This window comes from Pseudomonas sp. Pseusp3, from assembly GCF_047304225.1.
Taxonomy (GTDB): Bacteria; Pseudomonadota; Gammaproteobacteria; order Pseudomonadales; family Pseudomonadaceae; genus Aquipseudomonas; species Aquipseudomonas fluorescens_CD.
The window spans coordinates 57,452-81,093 of record NZ_JBGLYV010000006.1 but is presented as its reverse complement, the minus strand read 5'-3'; the positions used below and the strand labels follow the sequence as shown (position 1 = coordinate 81,093).

Annotated in this window: 19 protein-coding genes; 8 read left to right on the top strand and 11 right to left on the bottom strand. The window is 60.0% G+C overall.

Annotated features, from left to right (window positions below; translation table 11 throughout):
• Genes sctW through ACCD00_RS03845 form a run of 3 tightly spaced genes read right to left on the bottom strand, consistent with a single transcriptional unit; the run spans nt 1 to nt 3,546 of the window.
• Nucleotides 1-1,107 carry a type III secretion system gatekeeper subunit SctW gene (sctW, locus tag ACCD00_RS03855; RefSeq protein ID WP_413422039.1) on the bottom strand — a complete coding sequence of 369 codons (1,107 nt, stop codon included), beginning with the start codon at nt 1,105-1,107 and terminating at the stop codon, nt 1-3.
• Nucleotides 1,104-2,756, bottom strand: a complete 1,653-nt coding sequence (sctC, locus tag ACCD00_RS03850; protein WP_413422037.1) for a type III secretion system outer membrane ring subunit SctC — start codon at nt 2,754-2,756, stop codon at nt 1,104-1,106. Before sctC ends, sctW begins: the two co-directional genes overlap by 4 nt.
• Nucleotides 2,757-2,760: 4 nt before the next feature.
• Entirely contained in the window at nt 2,761-3,546 is a 786-nt protein-coding gene (locus ACCD00_RS03845) for a helix-turn-helix domain-containing protein (RefSeq protein WP_413422095.1), read from the bottom strand.
• A 174-nt stretch (nt 3,547-3,720) separates the two neighbouring features.
• Here ACCD00_RS03845 and ACCD00_RS03840 point away from each other — a divergent pair, with 174 nt between their 5' ends.
• The 8 genes from ACCD00_RS03840 to cobA all read left to right on the top strand — a co-directional run bounded on the left by ACCD00_RS03840 (nt 3,721) and on the right by cobA (nt 15,318).
• Nucleotides 3,721-4,932, top strand: a complete 1,212-nt coding sequence (locus tag ACCD00_RS03840; RefSeq protein WP_413422035.1) for a CmpA/NrtA family ABC transporter substrate-binding protein — start codon at nt 3,721-3,723, stop codon at nt 4,930-4,932.
• Nucleotides 4,933-4,947: 15 nt separating this feature from the next.
• Complete coding sequence (locus ACCD00_RS03835) at nt 4,948-5,523, top strand: ANTAR domain-containing response regulator (protein WP_008021841.1); 576 nt, start codon at nt 4,948-4,950, stop codon at nt 5,521-5,523.
• A 337-nt stretch (nt 5,524-5,860) separates the two neighbouring features.
• Nucleotides 5,861-7,072, top strand: coding sequence for a nitrate/nitrite transporter (locus tag ACCD00_RS03830; RefSeq protein ID WP_104449766.1), 1,212 nt, complete (start codon nt 5,861-5,863; stop codon nt 7,070-7,072).
• Between the two features lie 7 nt (nt 7,073-7,079).
• Nucleotides 7,080-8,747, top strand: a complete 1,668-nt coding sequence (locus ACCD00_RS03825) for a protein kinase domain-containing protein (protein ID WP_413422032.1) — start codon at nt 7,080-7,082, stop codon at nt 8,745-8,747.
• Nucleotides 8,748-9,037: 290 nt separating this feature from the next.
• Complete coding sequence (nirB, locus tag ACCD00_RS03820) at nt 9,038-11,491, top strand: nitrite reductase large subunit NirB (protein WP_413422031.1); 2,454 nt, start codon at nt 9,038-9,040, stop codon at nt 11,489-11,491.
• Nucleotides 11,488-11,805 carry a nitrite reductase small subunit NirD gene (nirD, locus tag ACCD00_RS03815; RefSeq protein WP_102698809.1) on the top strand — a complete coding sequence of 106 codons (318 nt, stop codon included), beginning with the start codon at nt 11,488-11,490 and terminating at the stop codon, nt 11,803-11,805. The genes nirB and nirD overlap by 4 nt, the downstream gene beginning before the upstream one ends.
• Nucleotides 11,805-14,522 (top strand): molybdopterin-dependent oxidoreductase, encoded by a 2,718-nt coding sequence (locus ACCD00_RS03810; protein WP_413422028.1) that lies wholly within the window; start codon nt 11,805-11,807, stop codon nt 14,520-14,522. The genes nirD and ACCD00_RS03810 overlap by 1 nt, the downstream gene beginning before the upstream one ends.
• A 10-nt stretch (nt 14,523-14,532) precedes the next feature.
• A complete protein-coding gene (gene cobA, locus ACCD00_RS03805) occupies nt 14,533-15,318 on the top strand; it encodes a uroporphyrinogen-III C-methyltransferase (protein ID WP_413422026.1) in 786 nt (261 codons plus the stop codon).
• A 75-nt stretch (nt 15,319-15,393) separates the two neighbouring features.
• On the opposite strand, the gene ACCD00_RS03800 is transcribed toward cobA, so the two are convergent.
• From ACCD00_RS03800 to ppsA, 8 genes are all read right to left on the bottom strand, one after another.
• Nucleotides 15,394-16,440, bottom strand: a complete 1,047-nt coding sequence (locus tag ACCD00_RS03800; protein ID WP_057399268.1) for an OmpA family protein — start codon at nt 16,438-16,440, stop codon at nt 15,394-15,396.
• A 107-nt stretch (nt 16,441-16,547) separates the two neighbouring features.
• The gene (gene sigX, locus ACCD00_RS03795; protein WP_075949123.1) at nt 16,548-17,138 is read right to left on the bottom strand and encodes an RNA polymerase sigma factor SigX; all 591 of its coding nucleotides are present in this window, start codon (nt 17,136-17,138) and stop codon (nt 16,548-16,550) included.
• 90 nt (nt 17,139-17,228) lie between these two features.
• The gene (locus ACCD00_RS03790; RefSeq protein WP_046053154.1) at nt 17,229-18,053 is read right to left on the bottom strand and encodes a mechanosensitive ion channel family protein; all 825 of its coding nucleotides are present in this window, start codon (nt 18,051-18,053) and stop codon (nt 17,229-17,231) included.
• 2 nt (nt 18,054-18,055) lie between these two features.
• Nucleotides 18,056-18,304: a hypothetical protein gene (locus ACCD00_RS03785; RefSeq protein ID WP_008017601.1), complete on the bottom strand. Its 249-nt coding sequence runs from the start codon at nt 18,302-18,304 to the stop codon at nt 18,056-18,058.
• Nucleotides 18,305-18,366: 62 nt separating this feature from the next.
• A complete protein-coding gene (locus ACCD00_RS03780) occupies nt 18,367-19,362 on the bottom strand; it encodes a zinc transporter ZntB (protein ID WP_413422023.1) in 996 nt (331 codons plus the stop codon).
• A gap of 27 nt (nt 19,363-19,389) precedes the next feature.
• Nucleotides 19,390-19,878, bottom strand: a complete 489-nt coding sequence (gene rraA / locus ACCD00_RS03775; protein ID WP_177323558.1) for a ribonuclease E activity regulator RraA — start codon at nt 19,876-19,878, stop codon at nt 19,390-19,392.
• Nucleotides 19,879-20,018: 140 nt separating this feature from the next.
• Nucleotides 20,019-21,008: an alpha/beta fold hydrolase gene (locus ACCD00_RS03770; RefSeq protein ID WP_413422021.1), complete on the bottom strand. Its 990-nt coding sequence runs from the start codon at nt 21,006-21,008 to the stop codon at nt 20,019-20,021.
• A 197-nt stretch (nt 21,009-21,205) separates the two neighbouring features.
• Nucleotides 21,206-23,581, bottom strand: a complete 2,376-nt coding sequence (gene ppsA, locus ACCD00_RS03765; protein WP_008017605.1) for a phosphoenolpyruvate synthase — start codon at nt 23,579-23,581, stop codon at nt 21,206-21,208.
• Nucleotides 23,582-23,642 lie beyond the last annotated feature (61 nt).

The window sequence follows — 23,642 nt, the reverse complement described above, 5'->3', positions numbered from 1 at the left end:
TCATGAGCCACCACCGCGGCGTCGCTGCTCAATACATTCGTGGGCATAGGCGATGTCAGCCAGTCGGGTGAACTGCTGTGCCAGACGCACCGGCGCCTCTTCATCGGCAAACAGCGGTGTCGGCAGTTGCAGGCTGAGCCGGCGCACCGTTTGTAGAACGGTCGAGCGTTCACGGTGCGGACTCAACAGCACGCCCTCGCCCAATGCGCCGAGCAGCAGCTGATCTAGCTCATCGGGGTAGGCCAACAGGCCGAACAGGACCACCAGCCAGTCAGGCTCGTGGGGGTTGTGCCGGCAGATGAGAGCATCACCGAGCAGGCGGCCGATGAACAGCTCATCGGCTGAACGCAGGCACTTCAGCTCGTTCACCCTGACCAGCAGTTGGCCGAACTCTGCGCGCGAGCAACTGGGATCCTGGGCACTGATGTCGGTGAGCAACGCCGCTTCGATGAAGGCCAGCACGCTCATGCGTTGGTGTGGACCGTACAGCGCGATCCAGTCCTGGTAGCAACTGAGCGGACCTTGGTCCGACTCGAGAAAATCGCGGTACGTCTCACGCAACAGGCCTGCGTGCACCGCCATGCCTTTACCGAACATCCGGGCTTTCAGGGCGGCGTTGATCCCGGCGTTCATGCGCTTGGGGGAGCCCTGGGCAACCACCGTCTGCAACAGCGTTTCGAGTCGCCGACGAGTGCCTGTCTCGAGTTTCCTGCGGCGCAACAGTTCTCGTAGCACCAATGCCAGGTCGCTGTCATCGGCGAACAGTTTTCGCGCCATTTGCAACAGCCAGGTGACGGATTTATCGGTCAACCGGGCAAGGTTGAGTATCTGTCGCGCCTTGGGCACGGTGTCGTCGTCCAGGACCCTTTCGAAGTTATCGGTCAGGGTGTCGGACTTGAGTTCGAAATGCCGACGACCACGGAACTGCGCCAGTGCCGCGGACATTTCATCGCTGCTGTGTACAAAGCGCTGGACGGTGGCGGTCGTACCGCTGTCGTCGAGATCGATATCGGCATCTGCCTGCGGCTGTGGATGCTCAGCAGCTTTCTCGGTATTAAGCCTCGCCTGGGCGGCTCGCCCTCCGGTGGAAATCGGTGGCAGGATCATTTTATGGCTGCCCGAAAATAGGCACGGCGCACACGCTCATGCTGCTCCGGGCTCAGCAACTGCGTGGCCGGTTCAGTCGTGGCGGGTTGCAGTACGTCGACAATCTCCTTGGGTTGAATCAGGAACACCCGCACCGTATTGGCCGAGCGATTCTGCCGATAGCTGAACAAGCGTCCGACCCACGGAATCGAACCCAGTACCGGGATCCGGCCGACTTGCTCGCTGTTGTCATCGCGGGTGAAACCGCCCACCAACAGACTCTTGCCCTGAGGCACCCGCGCCACCGTGCTGATCCGTGTGCGGCCGACCGTCGGCAATGTACCAGGCTGCTTGCCCTGATCCGGTTTTTCGACCTCGTTGCCGTCCTCGATATTGAGCGACATCTCGACCTCGTCCGCCTGGGCGAAACGGGGCAGTACACTGACCAGCGTGCCGTAGGTGACGTGCTGCAAATCGACACTGCGCTCGCCCACCAGCGGGGCATAAAACGTGCGGTTGTTGTCGAAGATCGCCGGTACGTTTTCCTGGGTGAGGATGACCGGTCGCGAGACCACGTTGGCCCGGTTGGTGCGCTCCAGCGCCATGACCTGGGTCACGAACGACAGGCCATCGAGGGTGGTCGCCGAGCCGGCATTGAGCGATGCAGCGAATTTCCCCGACCTCAACGCACCTTGCCAGTTGATGCCCAGTTGATTGAGTTCATCCTTGTGCAAATCAATGATCCACAACGACAGTTCCACGTGTCGTTTCGGCGTGTCCAGCGCACTCACCAGGTTCTCGATAAAGCGCACTTGCTCCGGCAACCCCTTGACCAGCAAGGCGTTGGTGTCCGGGTATGCCACTACCCGAATGTTTCCGGCAGCCATGTCTCGCGCAATGATCCGCGGCGCTGCCGGGTCCTGATCCGCAGGGTTGGTTGCCAGGCCTTCCAGGGGAAACGCCGGCATCAATCCCTGTGGACGCGGCGCAGGAACTTGCGCCACCGACGGCTCGAACTCGCGCGTCTCACCGCGCAACAGATCCTCGATCACGGTGGCCAGCCCGGGGATGGTCACCTTGTCATCGCGCAGTTCGTACTTACGGTCGCTGACAAAGGTGTTCCGTACCTGAATGACACCGATCTGCTGCTTGCCCAGCAACAGTTCCGAGCGCTGGTTATCCATCATCCCGGCCGCTTGCACAACCAGATCGACATACATCGGCGGCCCCGACACATGGAAAGTACGCAGACCGTCATGACGCAACGGATAACGGGCATCGTGCAATCCGGAGCGCTCCAGGAACGCCTGCAGCCTGGCCACGGTCAGGGTTTGCAGCGAGACCATGGAGCTTTTGATTTCCGGGGCGTCATACAGATAAATCGCCTGACCGTCGCTGTACCAGATCAAGCCCATTTGCGAGGCGACGCGCTCAAAGGTTCGTTGCGGCACGAGCAGATCGAACGTACCGGAGATCCGCTTGATCGCAGCAGCCTTGCTGACGATCACCGGCTTGCCCAGTGATCCGGACAGCTCGCTGAAAAAGGTGCGTGCGCTCTGTTCACGGGCCTCGAAACTGAAAACATCGGCCTGCGCGGCAAAGGGTGCGAGCAGGAACACGCCACTTAAGCAGATGGGCAAAAGGGATATGGACAACGATCGGCGGTTCATCGACTCACTTGCCTGGAAGGTAGGTAATGTCGGCCAGGCTGCTGGGGGCAAAGCCCACCAGTTCACGGATTTCCTTGGAGAAATGCGAAGAAGAGGCAAAACCGAACTCCAGCGCCACATCCGTCAGGGAGCCGTCCTGCAGACTCATGTTCAGCAGTGCCTGGGCCGTCCGCCAGCCACGCAAGGCAGGCTTGGCTGCCGTGCCCAGCGCCTGTTGGCACAGTCGACGAAAATGCGACACGGAAACGCCATAACGCTGCGCCAGGATGCTCAACTTTTCGCTGTGGGTGCCCTGCTCCAGCAGGAAACGCACAAGTCCGTAACTCTCGGTATGACGCAGCACGCTGGCAAAGGCTTGATAAGCCAAACCACCGGTCATGGCCTGTTCGATATACCAGCGCTCAAGCGCTCTCTCGGACTGAACGGTTTGATGCGCCACCGGCAATGCCGCCCAGGGAGCCTGGTTGAGTCGTTGATCGTTCAGCGCGTTCCCCAGATCGATGAACACTTGCAGTTTCACCAGTGCTGCTTGCGGAATTGGCAAGACCTGCACACTGCCGCGCACCTCAAATACTCCGTTCATCGCAATCAGCCCTTCCCAGCCGACCTGCAGGTGGCAGGCCGATGCGCACCGTTGCGAAACCAGATGTACAGGGGATTCGCTGACGCACAGATGCAGCACCCGCCCGCTGAAACGGGCATCAGGGAAACCTGGTGCGCCTGGTGATTCGATGTGCACGCCAACCTCCTTCACAGCCTGACGATCAGGAGTCGGCAGGATGAAAGAGATGGCGCGTTGAATCCTGATGGAAAGCTGATGAAGCCCGGACTGGCATATGCCTTGCACCATTCAAGGCACCAGCACCCATGCCAACGACGGAATGTGTGCAAAGACAATGGCGTCGTCCCCGGCCTGCTCATGCACGGACCGGTGACGACGTTTTTTTTGCAAGGTGAACGCGCGATGAACGAACCGTCAGCCGGCCCTCTGGCCTGGGTCAATGGCAGCGATGCCCCGGAAAAAACCGAAATCAATCTCGGCTTCATGGCCCTGAGCGACTGCGCCTCGGTGGTTGTCGCCGCCACCCAGGGCTTCGCCCAACCCCACGGCTTGACCCTGAACCTCAAGCGCCAGTCGTCCTGGGCCAACCTTCGAGACAAGCTGGTCAGCGGCGAACTCGATGCAGCCCACAGCCTCTACGGTCTGGTCTACGCCGTTCACTTGGGCATCGGTGGTGTGGCCGCGACCGATATGGCCGTGTTGATGGGCCTGAATCAGAACGGCCAGAGCATCAATCTGTCCCGCGGCTTGCAGGCGCTGGGAGTGACCAGTCCTGAGGCATTGGATCGGCACGTGCACCAAACTCGCTCAAAACTCACCTTCGCCCAGACTTTTCCAACCGGCACCCATGCCATGTGGCTGTATTACTGGCTCGCCAGCCAGGGCATTCACCCGCTGCAGGATGTCGACAGCGTGGTGGTGCCGCCGCCACAAATGGTCGCGCACCTGCAAGCAGGGCGCATCGACGGTTTATGTGTCGGTGAGCCCTGGTCCGCCAGCGCAGTGCAACAGGGTCTTGGTTTCACGATGGCGACCACCCAGACCCTCTGGCCCGATCACCCGGAAAAGGTCCTGGGCTGCACCCGCGCCTTCGTCGAGCAATACCCCAACACTGCCCGCGCGTTGGTGATGGCGATTCTGGAGGCCAGTCGCTTCATCGAAGAAAGCAGCGAAAATCGTCGCAGCACCGCGCAATTGCTCAGTGCAGCGCAATACCTCGATGCACCACTGGAATGCATCGAGCCGCGCCTGCTGGGCGACTATGCCGATGGTCTGGGCAATCGCTGGCAAGACCCGCACGCCCTGCGCTTCCATGGTGAAGGCGAGGTCAATCTGCCGCATCTGTCCGATGGCATGTGGTTCATGACCCAATTCCGTCGCTGGGGTTTGTTGCGCGACGACCCGGATTACCTGGCCGTGGCCCGTCAAGTCCAGCAACTAGACTTATATCGTGAAGCGGCCAGCGCTGTAGGTGTCGCGGCACTGGGTAAGGAGATGCGCAGCAGTCAGTTGATCGACGGCAAAATCTGGGACGGCTCGGACCCGGCCGGCTATGCCCGCAGTTTCAAACTGCACGCCCTGAGCGACAGCTCAACCCTTTTTGCCAGCCGCTGACAGGAGACCACGAACATGCTGCGTATCCTGCTGATCAACGACACTGCCAAAAAAGTCGGACGCCTGAAGGCCGCCCTGACCGAGGCCGGTTTCGAAGTGATCGATGAATCCGGCCTGACCATCGACTTGCCCGAACGCGTCGAAACGGTGCGTCCGGATGTGATCCTGATCGATACCGAGTCACCGGGGCGCGATGTCATGGAACAAGTGGTGCTGGTGACTCGCGACCAGCCCCGACCGATTGTGATGTTCACCGACGAGCACGACCCCGAGGTGATGCGACAGGCGATCAAGTCCGGGGTCAGTGCCTACATCGTCGAAGGCATTCACGCACAACGCCTGCAGCCGATTCTCGATGTGGCCATGGCGCGCTTCGAAAGCGACCAGGCCTTGCGTGCCCAGTTGCATGCCCGCGACCAGCAATTGGCCGAGCGCAAGCGCATCGAACTGGCCAAAGGGCTGCTGATGAAAATGAAGAATTGCAACGAGGAAGAGGCCTACACCCTGATGCGCCGCCAGGCGATGAGCCGACAGCAGAAGCTGATTCAAGTGGCGGAGCAGATCATTGCCATGAGCGAGTTGCTTGGCTGAAGTCCAGTGGTGAATGTTCTATTGCCTTCGCGAGCAAGCCCGCTCCCACAGGTTTTGTGGACACCCACTATCCATGTGGGAGCGGGCTTGCTCGCGAATGGCGGCGACTCGGTCTCTAACTGTTGGCACAAATCTCGCTAAGTAATCACCACAGGTAACCAACGGCGGTTGCCCCACCTACGACAAAGACGTCGCGCACCTCATTTGCCCCTGGCGAATCGGGTCGCGGCGTTTTTTCGTTTTGGCCCCACAGCACGGGGCCGGTGGTGCGGCCGTAACGGCGCCCCACCTGCAAGCTCATGACTCCTTCCGAGACTCTTCACAGCTGAGGTGCGCGATGAATTCAAGCTTCTGGAAATCTGGCCATACACCGACATTGTTCGCAGCCTTCCTCTATTTCGACCTGAGCTTCATGGTCTGGTATCTGCTCGGACCTCTGGCGGTACAGATCGCCGCCGACCTGCACCTGACAACGCAGCAACGCGGCCTGGTGGTGGCCACGCCCATTCTGGCCGGGGCGGTCTTGCGTTTTATCATGGGAATGCTGGCTGATCGCCTGTCGCCCAAAACAGCCGGCCTGATCGGTCAGGTCATTGTAATCTGCGCCCTGTTCGGCGCCTGGAAACTCGGTATCCACAGCTACGAGCAAGCGTTGCTGCTGGGGCTGTTCCTGGGCATGGCCGGCGCGTCTTTCGCCGTCGCCCTGCCCTTGGCATCGCAGTGGTATCCGCCGCAGCATCAAGGCAAGGCCATGGGCATCGCCGGTGCAGGGAACTCGGGTACGGTGTTCGCCGCATTGATCGCCCCGGTGCTGGCGGCGGCGTTTGGCTGGAGCAACGTGTTCGGCTTCGCCCTGATTCCGCTGATCCTGACCCTGATCGTCTTCGCCTGGCTGGCCAAAAACGCCCCCGAGCGGCCAAAAGCCAAATCCATGGCCGACTACTTCAAGGCCCTGGGCGATCGTGACAGCTGGTGGTTCATGTTTTTCTACAGCGTGACGTTCGGCGGCTTCATCGGCCTGGCCAGCGCCCTGCCCGGTTACTTCAACGACCAGTACGGCCTGAGCCCGGTCACTGCCGGCTACTACACCGCTGCCTGCGTGTTCGGTGGCAGCCTGATGCGCCCCTTGGGCGGTGCGCTGGCTGACCGTTTCGGCGGTATTCGGACCTTGCTGGCGATGTACACCGTCGCGGCAATCTGCATTACCGCTGTAGGTTTCAACCTGCCGAACTCCTACGCCGCACTGGCGCTTTTCGTCTGCACCATGCTCGGTTTGGGTGCCGGTAATGGCGCGGTATTCCAGTTGGTGCCGCAGCGTTTTCGTCGGGAAATCGGCGTGATGACCGGCCTGATCGGCATGGCTGGCGGCATCGGTGGTTTTGCCCTCGCGGCCGGCATGGGCGCGATCAAGCAAAGCACCGGCAGCTATCAACTGGCGCTGTGGTTGTTCGCCAGCCTCGGCGTGCTGGCCTGGTTCGGCCTGCACGGCGTGAAACGCCGCTGGAGAACCACCTGGGGTTCGGCCGCCGTGACAGCTGCGCGGGTCTGAGGTCGCGATGAGCCTGCAACTGAGTTTCGCCGAAGCCAGCGCCATCGGTCCCCGCGAGGAAAACCAGGATGCCTTGCGCCTGGTCACGCCGGCTCCTGCGCTGGCGGCGAGCAAAGGCTACCTGTTCGCCATCGCCGACGGTGTCAGCCAGTGCGCCGATGGCGGTCTGGCTGCCCGTTCGACGTTGCAGGCGCTGGCGCTGGATTACTACGCCACGCCGGAAACCTGGAGCGTCGCCCAGGCACTTGACCGTCTGCTGTTGGCACAAAACCGCTGGTTGCAGGCCAACGGCGGCGGACAACCGCTGCTGACCACCCTCAGTGCGCTGGTCCTGCGCGGTCGGCGTTTTACCCTGGCCCATGTCGGTGATTGTCGGGTGTATCGCTGGCACGCCGATCGATTGCAGCGAATCAGCGAGGATCACGTCTGGGACCAGCCGGGCATGCAACATGTGCTGAAACGGGCGCTGGGCCTCGATCAACATCTGGTGCTGGATTTTCTTGACGGTGAGTTGCGCCCCGATGAAAGTTTCGTCCTGCTCAGCGATGGCATCTGGGCCGTCCTGGGCGATACCGCCATTGCGGCGATCCTGCGTGATCAACCGGACTTGAAAAGCGCTGCGCAAACCCTGGTCAATGCCGCGCACCTGGCGGGCAGCCAGGACAATGCCAGCGCTTTACTGGTGCGGATTGATGCCCTCGGTGAAGCAAGCATTGGCGATGCGTTGATTCACTTGCAGCAATGGCCACTGCCGCCAGCCTTGAAACCGGGTCAGGCGTTCGAGGGCTGGCAAGTCGAGGGGATCGTCGCCCAGAGCCAGCAATCACTGCTTTATCGCGTTCGCGACAATCAGCAACAACCCTGGCTGCTGAAAACGCTGCCGGGGCGCCTGCACGACGATCACCAGGCCGGGCAAGCACTGCTGTCGGAAGAGTGGTTTCTCAAACGCGTGGCCGGTCGACATTTTCCTGAAGTCCATGCCGCCAGTCAGCGTCAGCATTTGTACTACGTGATGCGTGAATATTCGGGCGCTACCCTGGCGCAACGGTATGAGCAAAGCGGACCGTTGCCGCTGCCCCAGTGGCAAGACATCGCCGAACGCTTGTTGCGAGCGGTCGGCCTGTTGCATCGACGGCAGATTCTGCATCGCGATATCAAACCGGAAAACCTGTTACTGGGGCACGATGGTGAGCTGCGCCTGCTGGATTTCGGCCTCGCCTACTGCCCCGGTCTCTCGCAAGATCTACCCTGGGCCCTGCCGGGTACACCCAGTTACATCGCGCCAGAAGCCTTTCGCGGCGAAATGCCGACGCCACAGCAGGACTTGTACGCCGTCGGTGTGACCTTGTATTTCCTGCTCACCGGGCACTACCCCTATGGCGAAATCGAAGCGTTCCAGCGCCCCAGGTTTGGCATCCCGGTCAACGCCAGCCGCTACCGGCCCGACTTGCCGGACTGGATCGCCCATAACCTGGAGCGCGCCGTGGCGGTGGCCCCCGATCAACGCTTCGAAACGGCGGAAGAATGGCTGCTGCTGATCGAACAGGGCGAACGCCGCAGTTTGAATGTGCGCCCCAAGCCGTTGCTGGAACGCGAGCCACTGAAAGTCTGGCGGACATTGGCGCTGGTATCGCTGTTGCTCAATCTGGTGCTGCTGGTGGTTGCGCTCCATTAGCGGGCAGCGCGCTTTGAATCGGTGCATTCCCTCACGATTCTGTCCCTATGAAGAGGATGAACGCCAATAAACACGGGACCTGAGCGACTTGGCACAACCGCTGCATTACCTCTTTCAACAGACATAAAGCGCAGGCTTCAACGACGAAGGCTGCACTTCCCGAGAGAACGGGACCAGGACAAAGGTGTCCTCGCCAGGTAACTGGCGGGACGCCTTTTTTTGTTTGCGCAAAATTTGTCGAGCATGGCCTGAACCCTGATGAGGCAGGCCTGAGCTCCCCGGAGAACCTGATGAAAAAACTAAAACTGGTGATGATCGGCAACGGCATGGCCGGGGTCCGGACCCTGGAAGAACTGCTCAAACTGAGCACAGAGCTGTACGACATCACGGTCTTCGGCGCCGAACCGCACACCAACTACAACCGCATCCTGCTGTCGCCGGTGCTGGCGGGCGAACAGACCTTCGAAGAGATCGTGCTCAACGACCTGAGCTGGTACCTGGACAACAACATCAAACTGCTGCTCAACCGCAAAGTGGTGGAGATCGACCGGGTCAGGCGCCGGGTCATTGCCGAAGACGGCAGCGAAGCCGAATACGATCGCCTGCTGATCGCCACCGGCTCGACACCTTTCATCCTGCCCATTCCCGGCAACACCCTTGAGGGCGTGATCGGCTACCGCGACATCGCCGACACCCAGGCCATGATCGACACCGCGAAAACCCACCGGCACGCCGTGGTGATCGGTGGCGGTCTGCTCGGCCTGGAGGCCGCCAACGGCCTGATGCTGCGGGGCATGCACGTCACCGTGGTACACATCGGCGAGTGGTTGATGGAGCGGCAACTGGACAAGACCAGCGGCCAATTACTGCAAACCGCCCTGGAGGCTCGTGGCCTGCACTTTCGCCTGTGCGAACAGACCCAGGCCTTGCACGACGCGGGCAACGGTCGGGTCGGGTCGGTGCAATTCAAGAACGGCGAGATCATCCCCGCAGACCTGGTGGTGATGGCCGCCGGCATTCGCCCCAATACCGAACTGGCGGAGAAATCCGGCATTCCGTGCAACCGCGGGATTCTGGTCAACGACACCCTGCAAACCTACGACCCGCGGATCTATGCCATCGGCGAGTGCGCCAGCCATCGCGGCATCGCCTATGGTTTGGTGGCGCCACTGTTCGAACAGGCCAAGGTCTGCGCCAACCACCTCGCGCAACTCGGTTTTGCCACCTACAAGGGCTCGGTGACCTCGACCAAACTGAAGGTCACCGGCATCGACCTGTTTTCCGCCGGCGACTTCATGGGTGGCGAAGGCACCGAGACCATTACCCTCTCGGACCCGATCGGCGGGGTCTACAAAAAACTGGTGATCAAGGATGACGTGCTGGTCGGCGCCTGCCTGTACGGCGACACGGCAGATGGCGGTTGGTATTTCCGGCAGATCCGTGAAAACCATGCCATCAGTGAGATCCGCGATCATCTGATGTTCGGTGAAAACGCCCTCGGTGACGTCGGACATCAGGGCCAGGACAAAGCCATGAGCATGGCCGACAACGCCGAAGTCTGCGGCTGCAACGGCGTGTGCAAAGGCACCATCGTCAAGGCGATCCAGGAGCACGGGCTGTTCAGTGTCGACGAAGTCAAGAAACACACCAAGGCAGCCAGCTCCTGCGGTTCGTGCGCGGGTTTGGTGGAGCAGATCCTGATCAACACCGTGGGCGGCGCCGCCGACGTCAAGCCGAAAAGCGAAAAGGCCATCTGCGGCTGCAGCGATCTCAACCACGGACAGATCCGCCAGGCCATTCGCGAGCAGCACCTGCTGACCATCGCCGGCACCATGAGCTACCTGAACTGGCGCACACCCAATGGTTGCGCCACTTGCCGGCCGGCACTCAATTACTACCTGATTTCCACCTGGCCGGGGGAAGCCAGGGACGATCCGCAATCGCGCCTGATCAACGAAAGGGCTCACGCCAACATCCAGAAAGACGGCACTTACTCTGTCGTCCCGCGGATGTGGGGCGGTGTGACCAATCCTTCGGAACTGCGGCGCATTGCCGACGTTGCCGACAAGTACAACGTGCCGATGGTCAAGGTCACCGGTGGCCAGCGCATCGACTTGCTGGGCATCCGCAAGCAAGACCTGCCAGGGGTATGGAAAGACCTGGACATGCCGTCCGGCCACGCCTACGGCAAATCCATCCGCACGGTGAAAACCTGCGTCGGCAGTGAGTTCTGCCGCTTTGGCACCCAGAACTCCACACAGTTGGGTATCGAGCTGGAACATGACCTGTTCAACATGTGGTCACCGCACAAGGTGAAACTGGCTGTCTCCGGTTGCCCGCGCAACTGCTCGGAAGCCGGCATCAAGGATGTAGGAATCATCGGCGTGGACTCCGGCTGGGAGATGTACATCGGCGGCAACGGCGGGATCAAGACCGAAGTCGCGGAATTTTTCGTCAAACTGAAAACCGCCGAGGAAGTCCGCGAATACAACGGTGCATTCCTGCAGCTCTATCGCGAAGAAGCCTTTTATCTCGAACGCACCGTGCACTACCTGCAGCGGGTCGGCATGGACCATATCAAGAAAGCCGTGCTTGAGGACCCGGAGCGTCGCAAGGCGCTCAACGATCGCCTGCAATTCTCGCTGTCGTTCGAACAGGACCCGTGGAAGGAACGCCTGGAACAGCCACAACTGAAAAAAGAATTCGACGTCATCCCCGTGAAAAACCTGGAGGTGCTGGCATGAACTGGCTGGATATCTGCGCACTGGATGAAATCAATGCCCTGGGCTCGCGGATCGTCGCCGGCCCAAAGGGAGACATCGCGATTTTTCGTACCAGCGACGACGAAGTGTTCGCCCTCGATGACCGCTGCCCGCACAAGGGCGGCCCGCTGTCCCAAGGCCTGATCTACGGCAAACGAGTGGCCTGCCCGCTGCACAACTGGCAAATCGATCTGCAAAGCGGCGAAGCCCTGGCCCCGGACGTCGGCTGCGCCCACCACCACCCGGCACGGGTCGAAAATGGCCGAGTGATGCTGGCCTTGCGGGACGCAGGCTGATGGACCGCCAGATCACCGCGTCCACCTGCTGTTACTGCGGGGTCGGCTGCGGGGTGCTGATCGAGCACGACGGCGAGCGCATCCTCGGCGTCAGCGGCGATCCGGCACACCCGGCCAATTTCGGCAAACTGTGCAGCAAGGGCTCGACCCTGCACCTGACCGGGGACGTGACGGCGCGGGCGCTGTATCCCGAACTGCGCCTGGGCAAAGGCCTTGCCCGCCACCGCACCGACTGGGATACCGCCCTCGATCACGCCGCCAGCGTTTTTGCCGCGACCATAACCGAACATGGCCCGGACAGCGTGGCGTTCTACATTTCCGGGCAATTGTTGACCGAGGACTACTACGCCTTCAACAAGCTGGCACGTGCCCTGGTGGGTACCAACAACATCGACAGCAATTCGCGGCTGTGCATGTCCTCGGCGGTGGTCGGCTACAAACGCAGCCTGGGTGCCGACGCCCCGCCCTGCAGCTACGAAGACCTGGAGTTGAGCGATTGCGTGATGATCGTCGGCAGCAACATGGCCTACGCCCATCCGGTGCTGTTTCGTCGGCTGGAAGAAGCCAAATCCCGCCGGCCGCAGATGAAAGTCATCGTCATTGACCCACGTCGTACAGATACCTGCGATTTGGCTGACCTGCACCTGGCGATCTTGCCTGGCACCGATGTCGCCCTGTTCCATGGGATTTTGCATCTGCTGCTGTGGGAAGACTGGATTGATCGTGACTTCATCAGGGACCACACCGAAGGTCTGGCTGAGCTGAAAAGCCTGGTGCGTGACTACACGCCGCAAATGGTTTCGCAGCTCTGCGGAATCAGCGTCGAGCAATTGCAGCAATGTGCCGAGTGGGTCGGTACATCACCAAGCTTTCTGTCGCTGTGGTGCATGGGGCTTAATCAGTCCACCGCAGGCAGCGCGAAAAACAGTGCACTGATCAATCTGCACCTGGCCACCGGGCAAATTGGCCGCCCGGGTGCCGGCCCTTTCTCGTTGACCGGTCAGCCTAATGCCATGGGCGGGCGGGAAACCGGTAGCCTGTCTAACCTGCTGCCGGGCCATCGTGACGCCGCCAACGCTGAGCACCGTGCCGACGTGGCCGCTTACTGGGGCGTTGATCAACTGCCTGAAAACCCGGGGCTGACTGCCATCGAGTTGTTTGAGCAGGTGGCCAGCGGCAAGATCAAAGCCTTGTGGATCGCCTGCACCAACCCCGCGCAGTCTCTTCCCGATCAGACTGCCGTGCGCGCGGCACTGGAAGCCTGTCCATTCGTGGTCTTGCAGGAGGCCTTTCGCACCACTGAAACCGCCAGGTTTGCCGACCTGTTGTTGCCCGCCGCCAGCTGGGGCGAAAAGGACGGCATGGTGACCAACTCCGAACGGCGTATTTCCCATGTCCGCCGCGCGATCGTCGCACCGGGTGAAGCACGTCCGGACTGGGCGATCACGGTGGATTTCGCACAGCGCCTGGAGAAACATCTGCGTCCGGAAGCGACCAGCCTGTTTGCCTTTGAAACCCCGGCGCAGGTCTTCGACGAATACAAACAACTGACGCGTGGTCGGGATCTGGACTTGTCCGGGATCAGCCACGGGTTGCTCGACAAAATCGGCCCGCAACAATGGCCCTTTCCTACGGGGTCCAGCGCAGGCACCGCCCGCCTCTATCTCGACGGCATTTTCCCGACTTCCAGCGGGCGCGCACAGTTCGTGGCCGATCCGTATCGTGCCGCCAAAGAGCAACGCGATGCACGCTTCCCGCTGACCCTGATCACCGGCCGCCTGCGTGATCAATGGCACGGCATGAGCCGCACCGGCACCGCCGCGCAGTTGTTCGGTCATGTCAGTGAAGCCGTGTTGAGCCTGCACCCGGATGAGCTGCGCCGGCATCGCCTGCAAACAGGCGATTTGATCAGCCTGAAAAGCCGCCGCGGCGCGGTGATCATGCCGGTCGCCAGTGACGACAGTGTGCGTCCGGGCCAAGCCTTCTTGCCGATGCATTTTGGTGACCGTTTTCTCAAGGGGGGCGTGAACAGCCTCACCCTGCCCGCCTTCGACCCTTTGTCGAAACAACCGGAGCTCAAACACAGCGGCGTGCGCCTGGAACCGGTGCAATTGCCTTGGCACCTTTTCGCGCTGATAGAGGGCGATGTCCAACAACATTTTGAGACTCTACGCCCTCTCTGCGAGGCGTTTTCCTACGTCAGCCTCAGCCTGACCGGTCGCGAGCGCCCTGCACTGCTGATACGCGCTGCCAGCGCCATGGCGCCAGATCCGCAACTGCTGCGCGATATCGATCAATGCCTGGGGCTAAACGATGGACCGGTCCTGGCCTACGACGATCCACGACGCTCCATCGGTAAACGCGTGCGGATCGAGAACGGCCGGATCACCGCGATCCGCTTGGCGGGTGAAACCCTCGCCCGGCACTGGCTGCAAAACCTCTGGCTTGAAGGTCGCGCCGATGAACAGCTACGGCGCTGGCTGCTGGCGCCACTGAGTGCCCCACCGGGCCAGGTCGACGCTGAAGAGATCGGCAACAAAACCCTGTGCAACTGCAAAAACGTCAGCCAGAACGCGGTCTGCGCCGGCATCCGCCGCGGCCTGGACTTGCAGGGCTTGAAACAAGAATTGGGTTGCGGCACGCAATGCGGCTCCTGCGTCCCGGAAATCAAGCGTTTGCTGGCCGCCACAGCGCAGCCGCAAGCCGCCATCTCGTGAGGAAAACACTATGAGTGCAAAAGTCTGGCTGGTGGGTGCAGGTCCCGGCGATCCCGAGTTACTGACCCTCAAAGCTGTTCGGGCGTTGAGGGAAGCGGATGTGGTGCTGATCGACGATCTGGTCAACGACGCGGTGCTGGAACATTGCCCCGATGCACGGATTATTCCGGTGGGTAAGCGCGGTGGCTGTCGTTCAACGCCGCAAGCCTTTATCCATCGCCTGATGCTGCGTTATGCCCGCCAGGGAAAATGCGTGGTGAGACTCAAGGGGGGCGACCCGTGCATCTTCGGGCGTGGCGGTGAAGAAGCGCAGTGGCTACGCGAGCGTGGCATCGAGACCGAATTGGTCAACGGCATCACTGCCGGGCTGGCAGGCGCGACGCAATGCGATATTCCATTGACCTTGCGCGGCGTGGCACGCGGGGTGACGCTGGTGACCGCCCACACTCAGGATGACAGCAGCCTGAACTGGCAAGCGCTGGCCCAAGGTGGCACGACACTGGTGATCTACATGGGGGTGGCAAAGCTCAGCGAAATCCGTGAGCAATTGCTGGCGGGGGCAATGGCCGCAGACACGCCGGTTGCGATGATTGAAAACGCGTCGTTGCCGCATCAACGGGAATGTCGAAGCAGCCTGATGGCAATGGAGGAAGATGCCTGTGCCTTCGAGTTGAAAAGCCCGGCAATCCTGGTGATCGGCGCAGTCGCAGCTAACGCCATCCCCTCCTGTGGGAGCGAGCCTGCTCGCGAAGAGGCTCCATTCGTCGACATCAATGCTGGACTTCAACGCGCCTGACGCGTCCTTCCTCACCAAATCGCAGGCAAAGAAAAGCCCGGCCTGAGCCGGGCTTTTCTCAGAGCTGCGCGCTAATTACTTAGCGTGAGCTTCAACCTGCGCTTCTACGCGACGGTTAACAGCGCGACCAGCTTCAGTTTTGTTGTCAGCAACAGGGCGGGATTCGCCGTAGCCAACGGACTGAACGCGGGACGACTCAACACCGTACTGGTTGGTCAGAACTTGCTTAACGGCGTTTGCACGACGCTCGGACAGTTTCTGGTTGTAAGCGTCAGGACCGACGTTGTCAGTGTGACCTTCAACAGTAGTGGTGGTCGATGGGTACTGCTTCATGAAGTCAGCCAGGTTCTTGATGTCGCCGTAGCTGTTTGGCTTGACTACCGACTTGTCGAAGTCGAACTTCACGTCCAGCTCTACACGAACGACTTCAGCAACAGCCGGGCAGCCATCAGCGTCAACAGTTACGTTGGCCGGGGTGTCCGGGCACTTGTCGACATTGTCGCAAACGCCATCGTTGTCGCTGTCGGAGCAGACTTCTGGTGCTGGAACCGGAGCAGCAGCAGGCTTGTTGCCGCCACCGAAGTTCACACCCAGACCTACGGACGGGATGTAGTCCCAACGGCCGTTGTCCAGTTTGTAGTCAGCTTCTACGCCAGCACGAGCGTAGACGTTTTCGAGGAAGTAGTACTTCAGGCCAGCGCCAGCAGTCAGGAAAGTCGACTGGTCACGACCGGTGTGGCCGTCAGCGGCTACGTTGGTCATGCTGCCGTGCTTGACACCACCTTGAACGTAAGGACGCAGAGCGTCGCCAGCGTTGTTGAAGTGGTACTGAGCGTTCAGACCGAACTGGTCGCCTTCGATTTTCTGATTACCAGTACCGTTGTTCGAACGGGTGTGGTCGTCATTGTTGTAGGTCAAGTTCAACGATACGTCGTCGGTCAAGAAGTAACCGATGGAGGCGCCAGGAGTGTAGCCGTCTTCAACGTTGTTAACGCTGTCGTTGTACTTCTTCCCGTAGTTGAGCTCGCCTTCAACTGCGCCTTGGCCTTGTGCCAGTGCGCCGAACGAAGTAGCGGCAATAAGAGTACCAATGGCCAAGCCCAAGGTGTTTTTCAGTTTCATCCGTTAAATCCCCATCTGGTGATTGTGAAGCAGTCCCGCAAACCGGGGGACAACTCGGCGGCAAGTCTAACAGAACTTGCCTACACGTAAGAGATATTTGCGCTGAACTAAGTTTCAGCAATGCCTGCAAATTTCTCACGCAATTTATCCAGAGCGCGTTTGTACCGCATTTTTGTTGCACTCAAACCCATATGCATGATGTCTGCGATCTCCTGAAACTCCAGCTCTGCGACAAAACGTAGCACCAGAATTTCGCGGTCAATCGGATTCACATACACCAGCCAGCGATCAAGTCCACCCTTTTCCTCAGGTTTCGGCGCCTTTTCTTCGGACGCTTCCTCGAGGGGGTCAAGACTCAATGCGTCCATCAAGCGACGCTTTCGCCGTTCCTTCCGATACTGTGTGATGCACTCGTTGTACGTGATGCTATATAGCCACGTCTTGAACTTCGATTTACCTTCGAAGTTCTTCAGGCCATACAGCACCTTCAACATGACCTCCTGACAGACATCGTCTGCATCACGATCGTTCCCGAGATATCGCGCACACACATTAAATAATGTTCGCTGGTAACGCCGCATCAGTTCTTCATAGGCGCGTGTTACGTGAAACAGCTCGGTATGCGAGCGCGCGACCAACTCCTCATCAGAGAGCTCGCGGGGGTCGTAGCGCATGGATAACGATTGGGCTTTATTCAAAACAAGTCGGGCCGACAGTCAGGTCAATGTCCGCCGCAGCCAGCATCAGCGGGCATTTTGCGGCGGCATACATTAGCAGGGTTTGCCGGGTTAGCGGCTACTCACATGCTGCTCAAGGAGGATCCGATTGGAAAGAGAGACTAGCTCACCCTCATCGGTCAGCAATGTGGTTTTAACCGTGCCGATCTCTTCGATCTGGCCTTCGACCTCGCCAACACGCACTTGTTGCCCAACCTGGTACAGCTCACGCACGTAGATACCCGCAAGGATCTGGCCGGCAATTTCCCGGCTTCCCAAGCCCATGGCCAGCGCTACCGCCAGACCAACGGTTATCAAAACGATCACGATCACATGGTTCAGCAGGTCGGTCTTGACCTCCAACTGGCTGATCGCAACCGAAATACTGATGATGATCACCAGGCCCTGGGCAATTCGTCCAAGCCCTGCAGCATAGTCCAGGCCTACGCCTTCTGCCGCTCCACGCACCAGCCCGTTGGCCAGTTGCGCCAGTAAAACGCCTACCAGCAACACCAGCGCCGCGCCGAAAACCTTCGGTACATACAACGCAAGCATATCCAGCGTAGCTGAAACTCGTTCAAGCCCAAGAGATTCTGCGGCAGAAACCAGAAAAATCAGCAGGACGAACCAATAGACGATCTTGCCGATCAGGGTCGAAATGGGAACCTGCAATCCGGCGCGGGACAGCAGCTTGGTCAGACCGGTGCCACCCATCAAGCGATCAAGGCCCAATTTGGCGAGCAATTTGGAAAGCAGGGTGTCCAGCAGCTTGGCCACGACGAAACCCAACAGCAGCACGACCAGTGCGCCGAACAGGTTCGGAATGAAGTTCGCAACCTTGGTCCACAACGCAGTCATTGCAGTGACGAGGCTCTGGGTCCAGAGATCAAGTTCCATATTCAATCAGCCTTATCAGCAGTGCGAGCGGTAGGTTTGCGAAGACGGGACACTGGCGCGACATGGGCCGAGCCGTTGTTCAGGGCGATCATCAGGGCGGGCAGCCAGCGGCCAAGCAGGCTGAACAGATCGCCTGCGCCGACCTGGCGGTTGGCGGTTTTGAGTACTCGCCCAAGGCACGCATCGTCGTCCCGGGTGGACGGTGAGGCGTTGAGCATGTCGCGCAAAGACTGTTCAAACGGATCGTGCATACGCACCTCTCGTGATGTCTGTGGAAGACGCGGTGAGTTTTGATCGGGTCACATGGTTTCCCTCAGACCCAGCGCAAACGTCGGAACAACCACCACTGCCCCAGCGCCACCGAGACCATCATCAGGCAGGCGATCAGAAAGCCATAAGGGCTGGCAGAGAATGGAATTCCACCGACGTTGATCCCCAGAAGCCCGGTCAGAAAACTCATCGGCAAAAAGATCCCGGTGATGACGCCAAAGCGATACATCGTGCGATTCATGCGCACGCTCAACCGACGGTCTTCCGCTTCCAGAACCAGCCCCACCCGCTCCCGGGTCAATTCCAGCTCTTCGAGGTAGCGGGTCAGGCTGTTGTTCAATTCGTTCCAGTAATCACCATCGTCCTCGACGAACCAGGGCAACTTGATCCGGGTCAACTGCCCGAAAATATCCCGCTGCGGAGCAAGAAAACGCTTCAACGCGGCGGCCCTGCGACGGATCTGCAATACAGCACCGTGTTCCGGCGCATACCGTTCGTCGGCATCCAGCTTTTCTTCTTCCTCATCGACCACTTCCGAGAGGTCGCTGACCAGATCCTGCACCTTGTTGGTGAGGTACTGCGCCATGTACAGGATGAGTTCGGAGGCTGTTTTCGGCCCTTTGCCGTCGGCCAATTGCACCAGCAACTCTTCAGTGGCGCGCAATGGACGCAAACGCAGGGAAATGACCCGCTGGGCAGAACCGAAGATCCGCACCGACACCATGTCTTCCGGCTCGGCACCGGGGTTCAGATTGACCCCGCGCAAAAATAGCAGCAGTTCGCTGTCGGAAAGCTGTAAAAGTCGCGGACGGGTGTTTTCTTCGAGCAACAGGTCACAGCTGAATTCGCTCAGACCACTGGATTTGCGTAACCAGGTCCGGGTTTGCGGATGACTGCGATCCCAGTGCAGCCACAGGCTTTCATGCGCCTGCAGCTGCAAGTCATCAAGTTCAGTCCGGGCAATCGAACGCGCGCCGCCTCTACCGTCCAGCACCAGGGCATGCACCAGCCCCCATTGCGCGTTTTCTTCCTCGAACATCCGCACTCCTCTGATCTGCAGCCGTTTTTATTCAGGCATTTTCAGCGGGCTGGGCGAGATGATCACGCCGTTGTTGTCCGCATAGATGTAATGGCCCGGATGGAAGGTCACGCCAGCGAAGGTCACGGCAACGTTGAGATCACCGATCCCGCGCTTGTCGGTTTTCATCGGGTGGCTGGCCAGCGCCTGGACCCCCAGGTCGGTTTGCGCAATGACGTCGACGTCACGGATGCAACCGTAGATCACCAGGCCTTCCCAGCCATTATTGGCCGCTTTCTCGGCGAGCATGTCGCCCAGCAGCGCGCGGCGCAGGGAGCCCCCGCCATCGACCACCAGAACCTTGCCATTGCCCTTGAGCTCGACCTGCTCCTTGACCAGCGAGTTGTCTTCGAAACACTTGATGGTCACGATTTCGCCACCGAAAGAATCACGGCCGCCGAAATTGCTGAACATCGGTTCCAGCACCTGCACCAGTTCCGGATAGGCATCGCACAGGTCAGGCGTGAGGTAATGGATCATCGAGAAACTCCTGTAAAGAGGAAGACAGCACGAACATCAGTGATGGCTCAGTCACGGAAAGTGACCAGAACAGCTCAATGCGTCATATCTTAGCCGCAAGCCGACCAGAGCGAAATGCCCTTGTTAGAGCATCAGGTTCAAACCGCCGCGGCCAAATCCCCTTGCTCTCCCAACAACGGCGTCTGCTGATCCGCCAGCCAGCGAACCACCAAAGGCCAGACTTCAGCCTGGGCAGGTTTGCTGACAAGCATTTCAACATGGCCGAAATTATCGACAAAACCCTGGTCACGACCCAGATTGATAAATTGCTTGTGCTCGGAACCGAACTGCTCGAACAGTTTGCGACAAGCCCACGCGGGATCCTGATGATCACCCGCTGCGCTCACGGCAAGCACCGGTAACTTGACCTCGGCCAAACCGTCCCACCAGTTTTTATCGGCATCGCCGAAGCGCCCGAACAGACCGTACCAACGCATGCTTTCCAGGGCCAGGCCGATAGGCTCGTCCTCCGGACCGCGCTTGAGCCTTGATCCGGACAACTGGGCAAAACGTTTGAGAATGAAGCGACCGCTCCACTCCACCGGCGGAATCTTCAATGGCCAGTAGGTGCGACTGACCTGGGCGCCAAAAAACGCCGCCGAAGCCACGACTGGCTCACCGATGTACTCGCCGCCCAGCGCCGCTGCCAGTGTAATGCCGCCCAGCGAGTGACCGATCCAGTGCGGGACCTGCCCGCTCTGTTCGCGCACGAACGCGCCAATGGCCGGCAAGTCATAGCGAGCGTAGTCAGCGACACGGTTCTTGCGATAGTCGTGGTTGCGCTGGGACAGGCCGTGACCGCGCATTTCCGGAATCCAGACGTCGAACCCCAACCGGGCCAGATAAGCGCCCAACCCCAGGCCCTTGGGAGAAAACCAGAACCGGCGATTGGAAAAACTGCCGTGCAGCAGGATCACCGGCACACCGCGGGAAGACGGCTCATCGGCCAAGCCGAGACGCGTCACAGCCAGCTCGACGGTGAAGTCAGGGCTGTTGCCGGGCTTCAAACGATACACATCTTCGCTCAGATCACCGCGCCGTTCGGCGCTGATCAGGGCGACAGGAAATAGGTTGCTGCTGCTTTGCATAATCTCTTGCACAAAAAAGGGCGGCATCCTACAGGAGCCCGCCCTACTTGAATCTCAAAAAGACCGCTCCCTGTAGGAGCGAGCCCTGCTCGCGAAGAACCTCAGGACACCACGTTTATCCAGGATAAACGCGTTATCGTTGAAGTCCATCGCGAGCAAGCTCGCTCCTACAGAGAGAGCGGCCCGTTTTCACACGATCAAGCCGAAGCCTGACCCTCAGCCAGGAAGAACCAGGTTTCCAGCACGGAGTCCGGGTTCAACGACACGCTTTCGATGCCCTGTTCCATCAGCCACTTGGCCAGGTCCGGGTGGTCCGAAGGGCCCTGACCGCAGATGCCGATGTATTTGCCGGCCTTGTTGCACGCGGCAATGGCATTGGCCAGCAGCTTCTTGACCGCCGGATTTCGCTCATCGAACAGGTGCGCAATGATCCCGGAGTCACGGTCCAGGCCCAGGGTCAACTGGGTCAGGTCGTTGGAGCCGATGGAGAAACCGTCGAAGAATTCAAGGAATTCTTCCGCCAGGATGGCGTTGGACGGCAGTTCGCACATCATGATCACGCGCAGACCGTTCTGGCCACGGGCCAGACCGTTTTCCGCCAGCAGATCGACCACCTGGCTCGCTTCGCCCAGGGTACGGACGAACGGCACCATGATTTCGACGTTGGTCAGGCCCATCTCGTTGCGCACACGTTTCAGAGCGCGGCACTCGAGCTCGAAGCAGTCGCGGAACGATTCGCTGATGTAACGCGACGCACCGCGGAAGCCCAGCATCGGGTTCTCTTCTTCCGGCTCGTACAGCTTGCCGCCGATCAGGTTGGCGTATTCGTTGGACTTGAAGTCCGACAGGCGCACGATGACTTTCTTCGGCCAGAACGCAGCCGCCAGGGTGCTGATGCCTTCGACCAGTTTCTCGACGTAGAAGCCTACCGGATCGTTGTAGCCGGCGATGCGCTTGTCGACGCTTTCCTTGATGTCCAGCGGCAGGCCGTCGTAGTTCAGCAGTGCCTTGGGGTGCACGCCGATCATGCGGTTGATGATGAACTCCAGGCGAGCCAGGCCCACACCGGCGTTCGGCAGCTGTGCGAAGTCGAAGGCGCGGTCGGGGTTGCCGACGTTCATCATGATCTTGAACGGCAGCTCAGGCATGGCGTCAACGGAGTTCTTCTTGATGTCGAAGCCCAGTTCGCCTTCGAAGATGAAACCGGTGTCGCCTTCAGCGCAGGAAACGGTCACGCCCTGGCCGTCTTTCAACAGCTGGGTGGCGTTGCCACAACCGACTACGGCCGGGATACCCAGCTCACGGGCGATGATCGCCGCGTGGCAGGTACGGCCGCCACGGTTGGTGACGATGGCGCTGGCACGCTTCATGACCGGCTCCCAGTCCGGGTCGGTCATGTCGGACACCAGTACGTCGCCTGGCTGGACCTTGTCCATCTCGGACACGTCCTTGATGATGCGCACCTTGCCGGCGCCGATGCGCTGGCCGATGGCGCGACCTTCCACCAGCACGGTGCCGGTTTCTTTCAACAGGTAACGTTCCATGACGTTGGCCTGGGTGCGGCTTTTCACGGTTTCCGGACGGGCCTGCACGATGTACAGCTTGCCGTCGTCACCGTCCTTGGCCCATTCGATGTCCATCGGGCACTGGTAGTGCTTCTCGATGATCATCGCCTGCTTGGCCAGCTCGCTGACTTCGGCGTCGGTCAGGCAGAAACGTGCGCGCTCGGCCTTGTCCACGTCGACGGTCTTGACCGAACGACCGGCCTTGGCCTCGTCGCCGTAGATCATCTTGATGGCCTTGCTGCCCAGGTTGCGGCGCAGGATCGCCGGGCGACCGGCGGCCAGTGTGCCTTTGTGGACGTAGAATTCATCCGGGTTCACCGCGCCTTGCACGACGGTTTCACCCAGGCCGTAGGCGCCGGTGATGAACACCACGTCACGGAAACCCGATTCGGTATCGAGGGTGAACATCACGCCGGCGGTGCCGGTTTCGGAGCGGACCATGCGCTGTACGCCGGCCGACAGGGCTACCAACTTGTGGTCGAAGCCCTGGTGCACGCGATAGGAAATCGCGCGATCGTTGAAAAGGGAGGCAAATACTTCCTTTGCGGCGCGAATGACGTTTTCGACACCACGGATGTTCAGGAAGGTTTCCTGCTGACCGGCGAAGGATGCGTCCGGCAGGTCTTCGGCGGTAGCGGAAGAACGCACGGCCACGGCCACGTCAGGATTGCCGGCGGACAGCGCTGCGAACGCGGTGCGGATTTCGGTATTCAGCTTTTCAGGGAACTCGGCTTCCATGATCCATTGACGGATCTGGGCACCGGTCTTGGCCAGGGCATTCACGTCGTCGACATCCAGTGCATCGAGGGCATCGTGAATCTGCTGATTCAAGCCGCTCAGTTCCAGGAAATCACGATAAGCCTGAGCGGTCGTGGCAAAGCCACCGGGCACCGATACACCGGCACCTGCCAGGTTGCTGATCATCTCGCCCAGGGATGCGTTCTTGCCCCCCACATGCTCAACATCGTGTTTGCCGAGCTTATCGAGGGAAACTACGTACTCTACCAAGGTGATCTCTCCACTAACTGTGTTGGAAAAGCTCAGAAACCGGCTGCTCTATGGAGCGTTT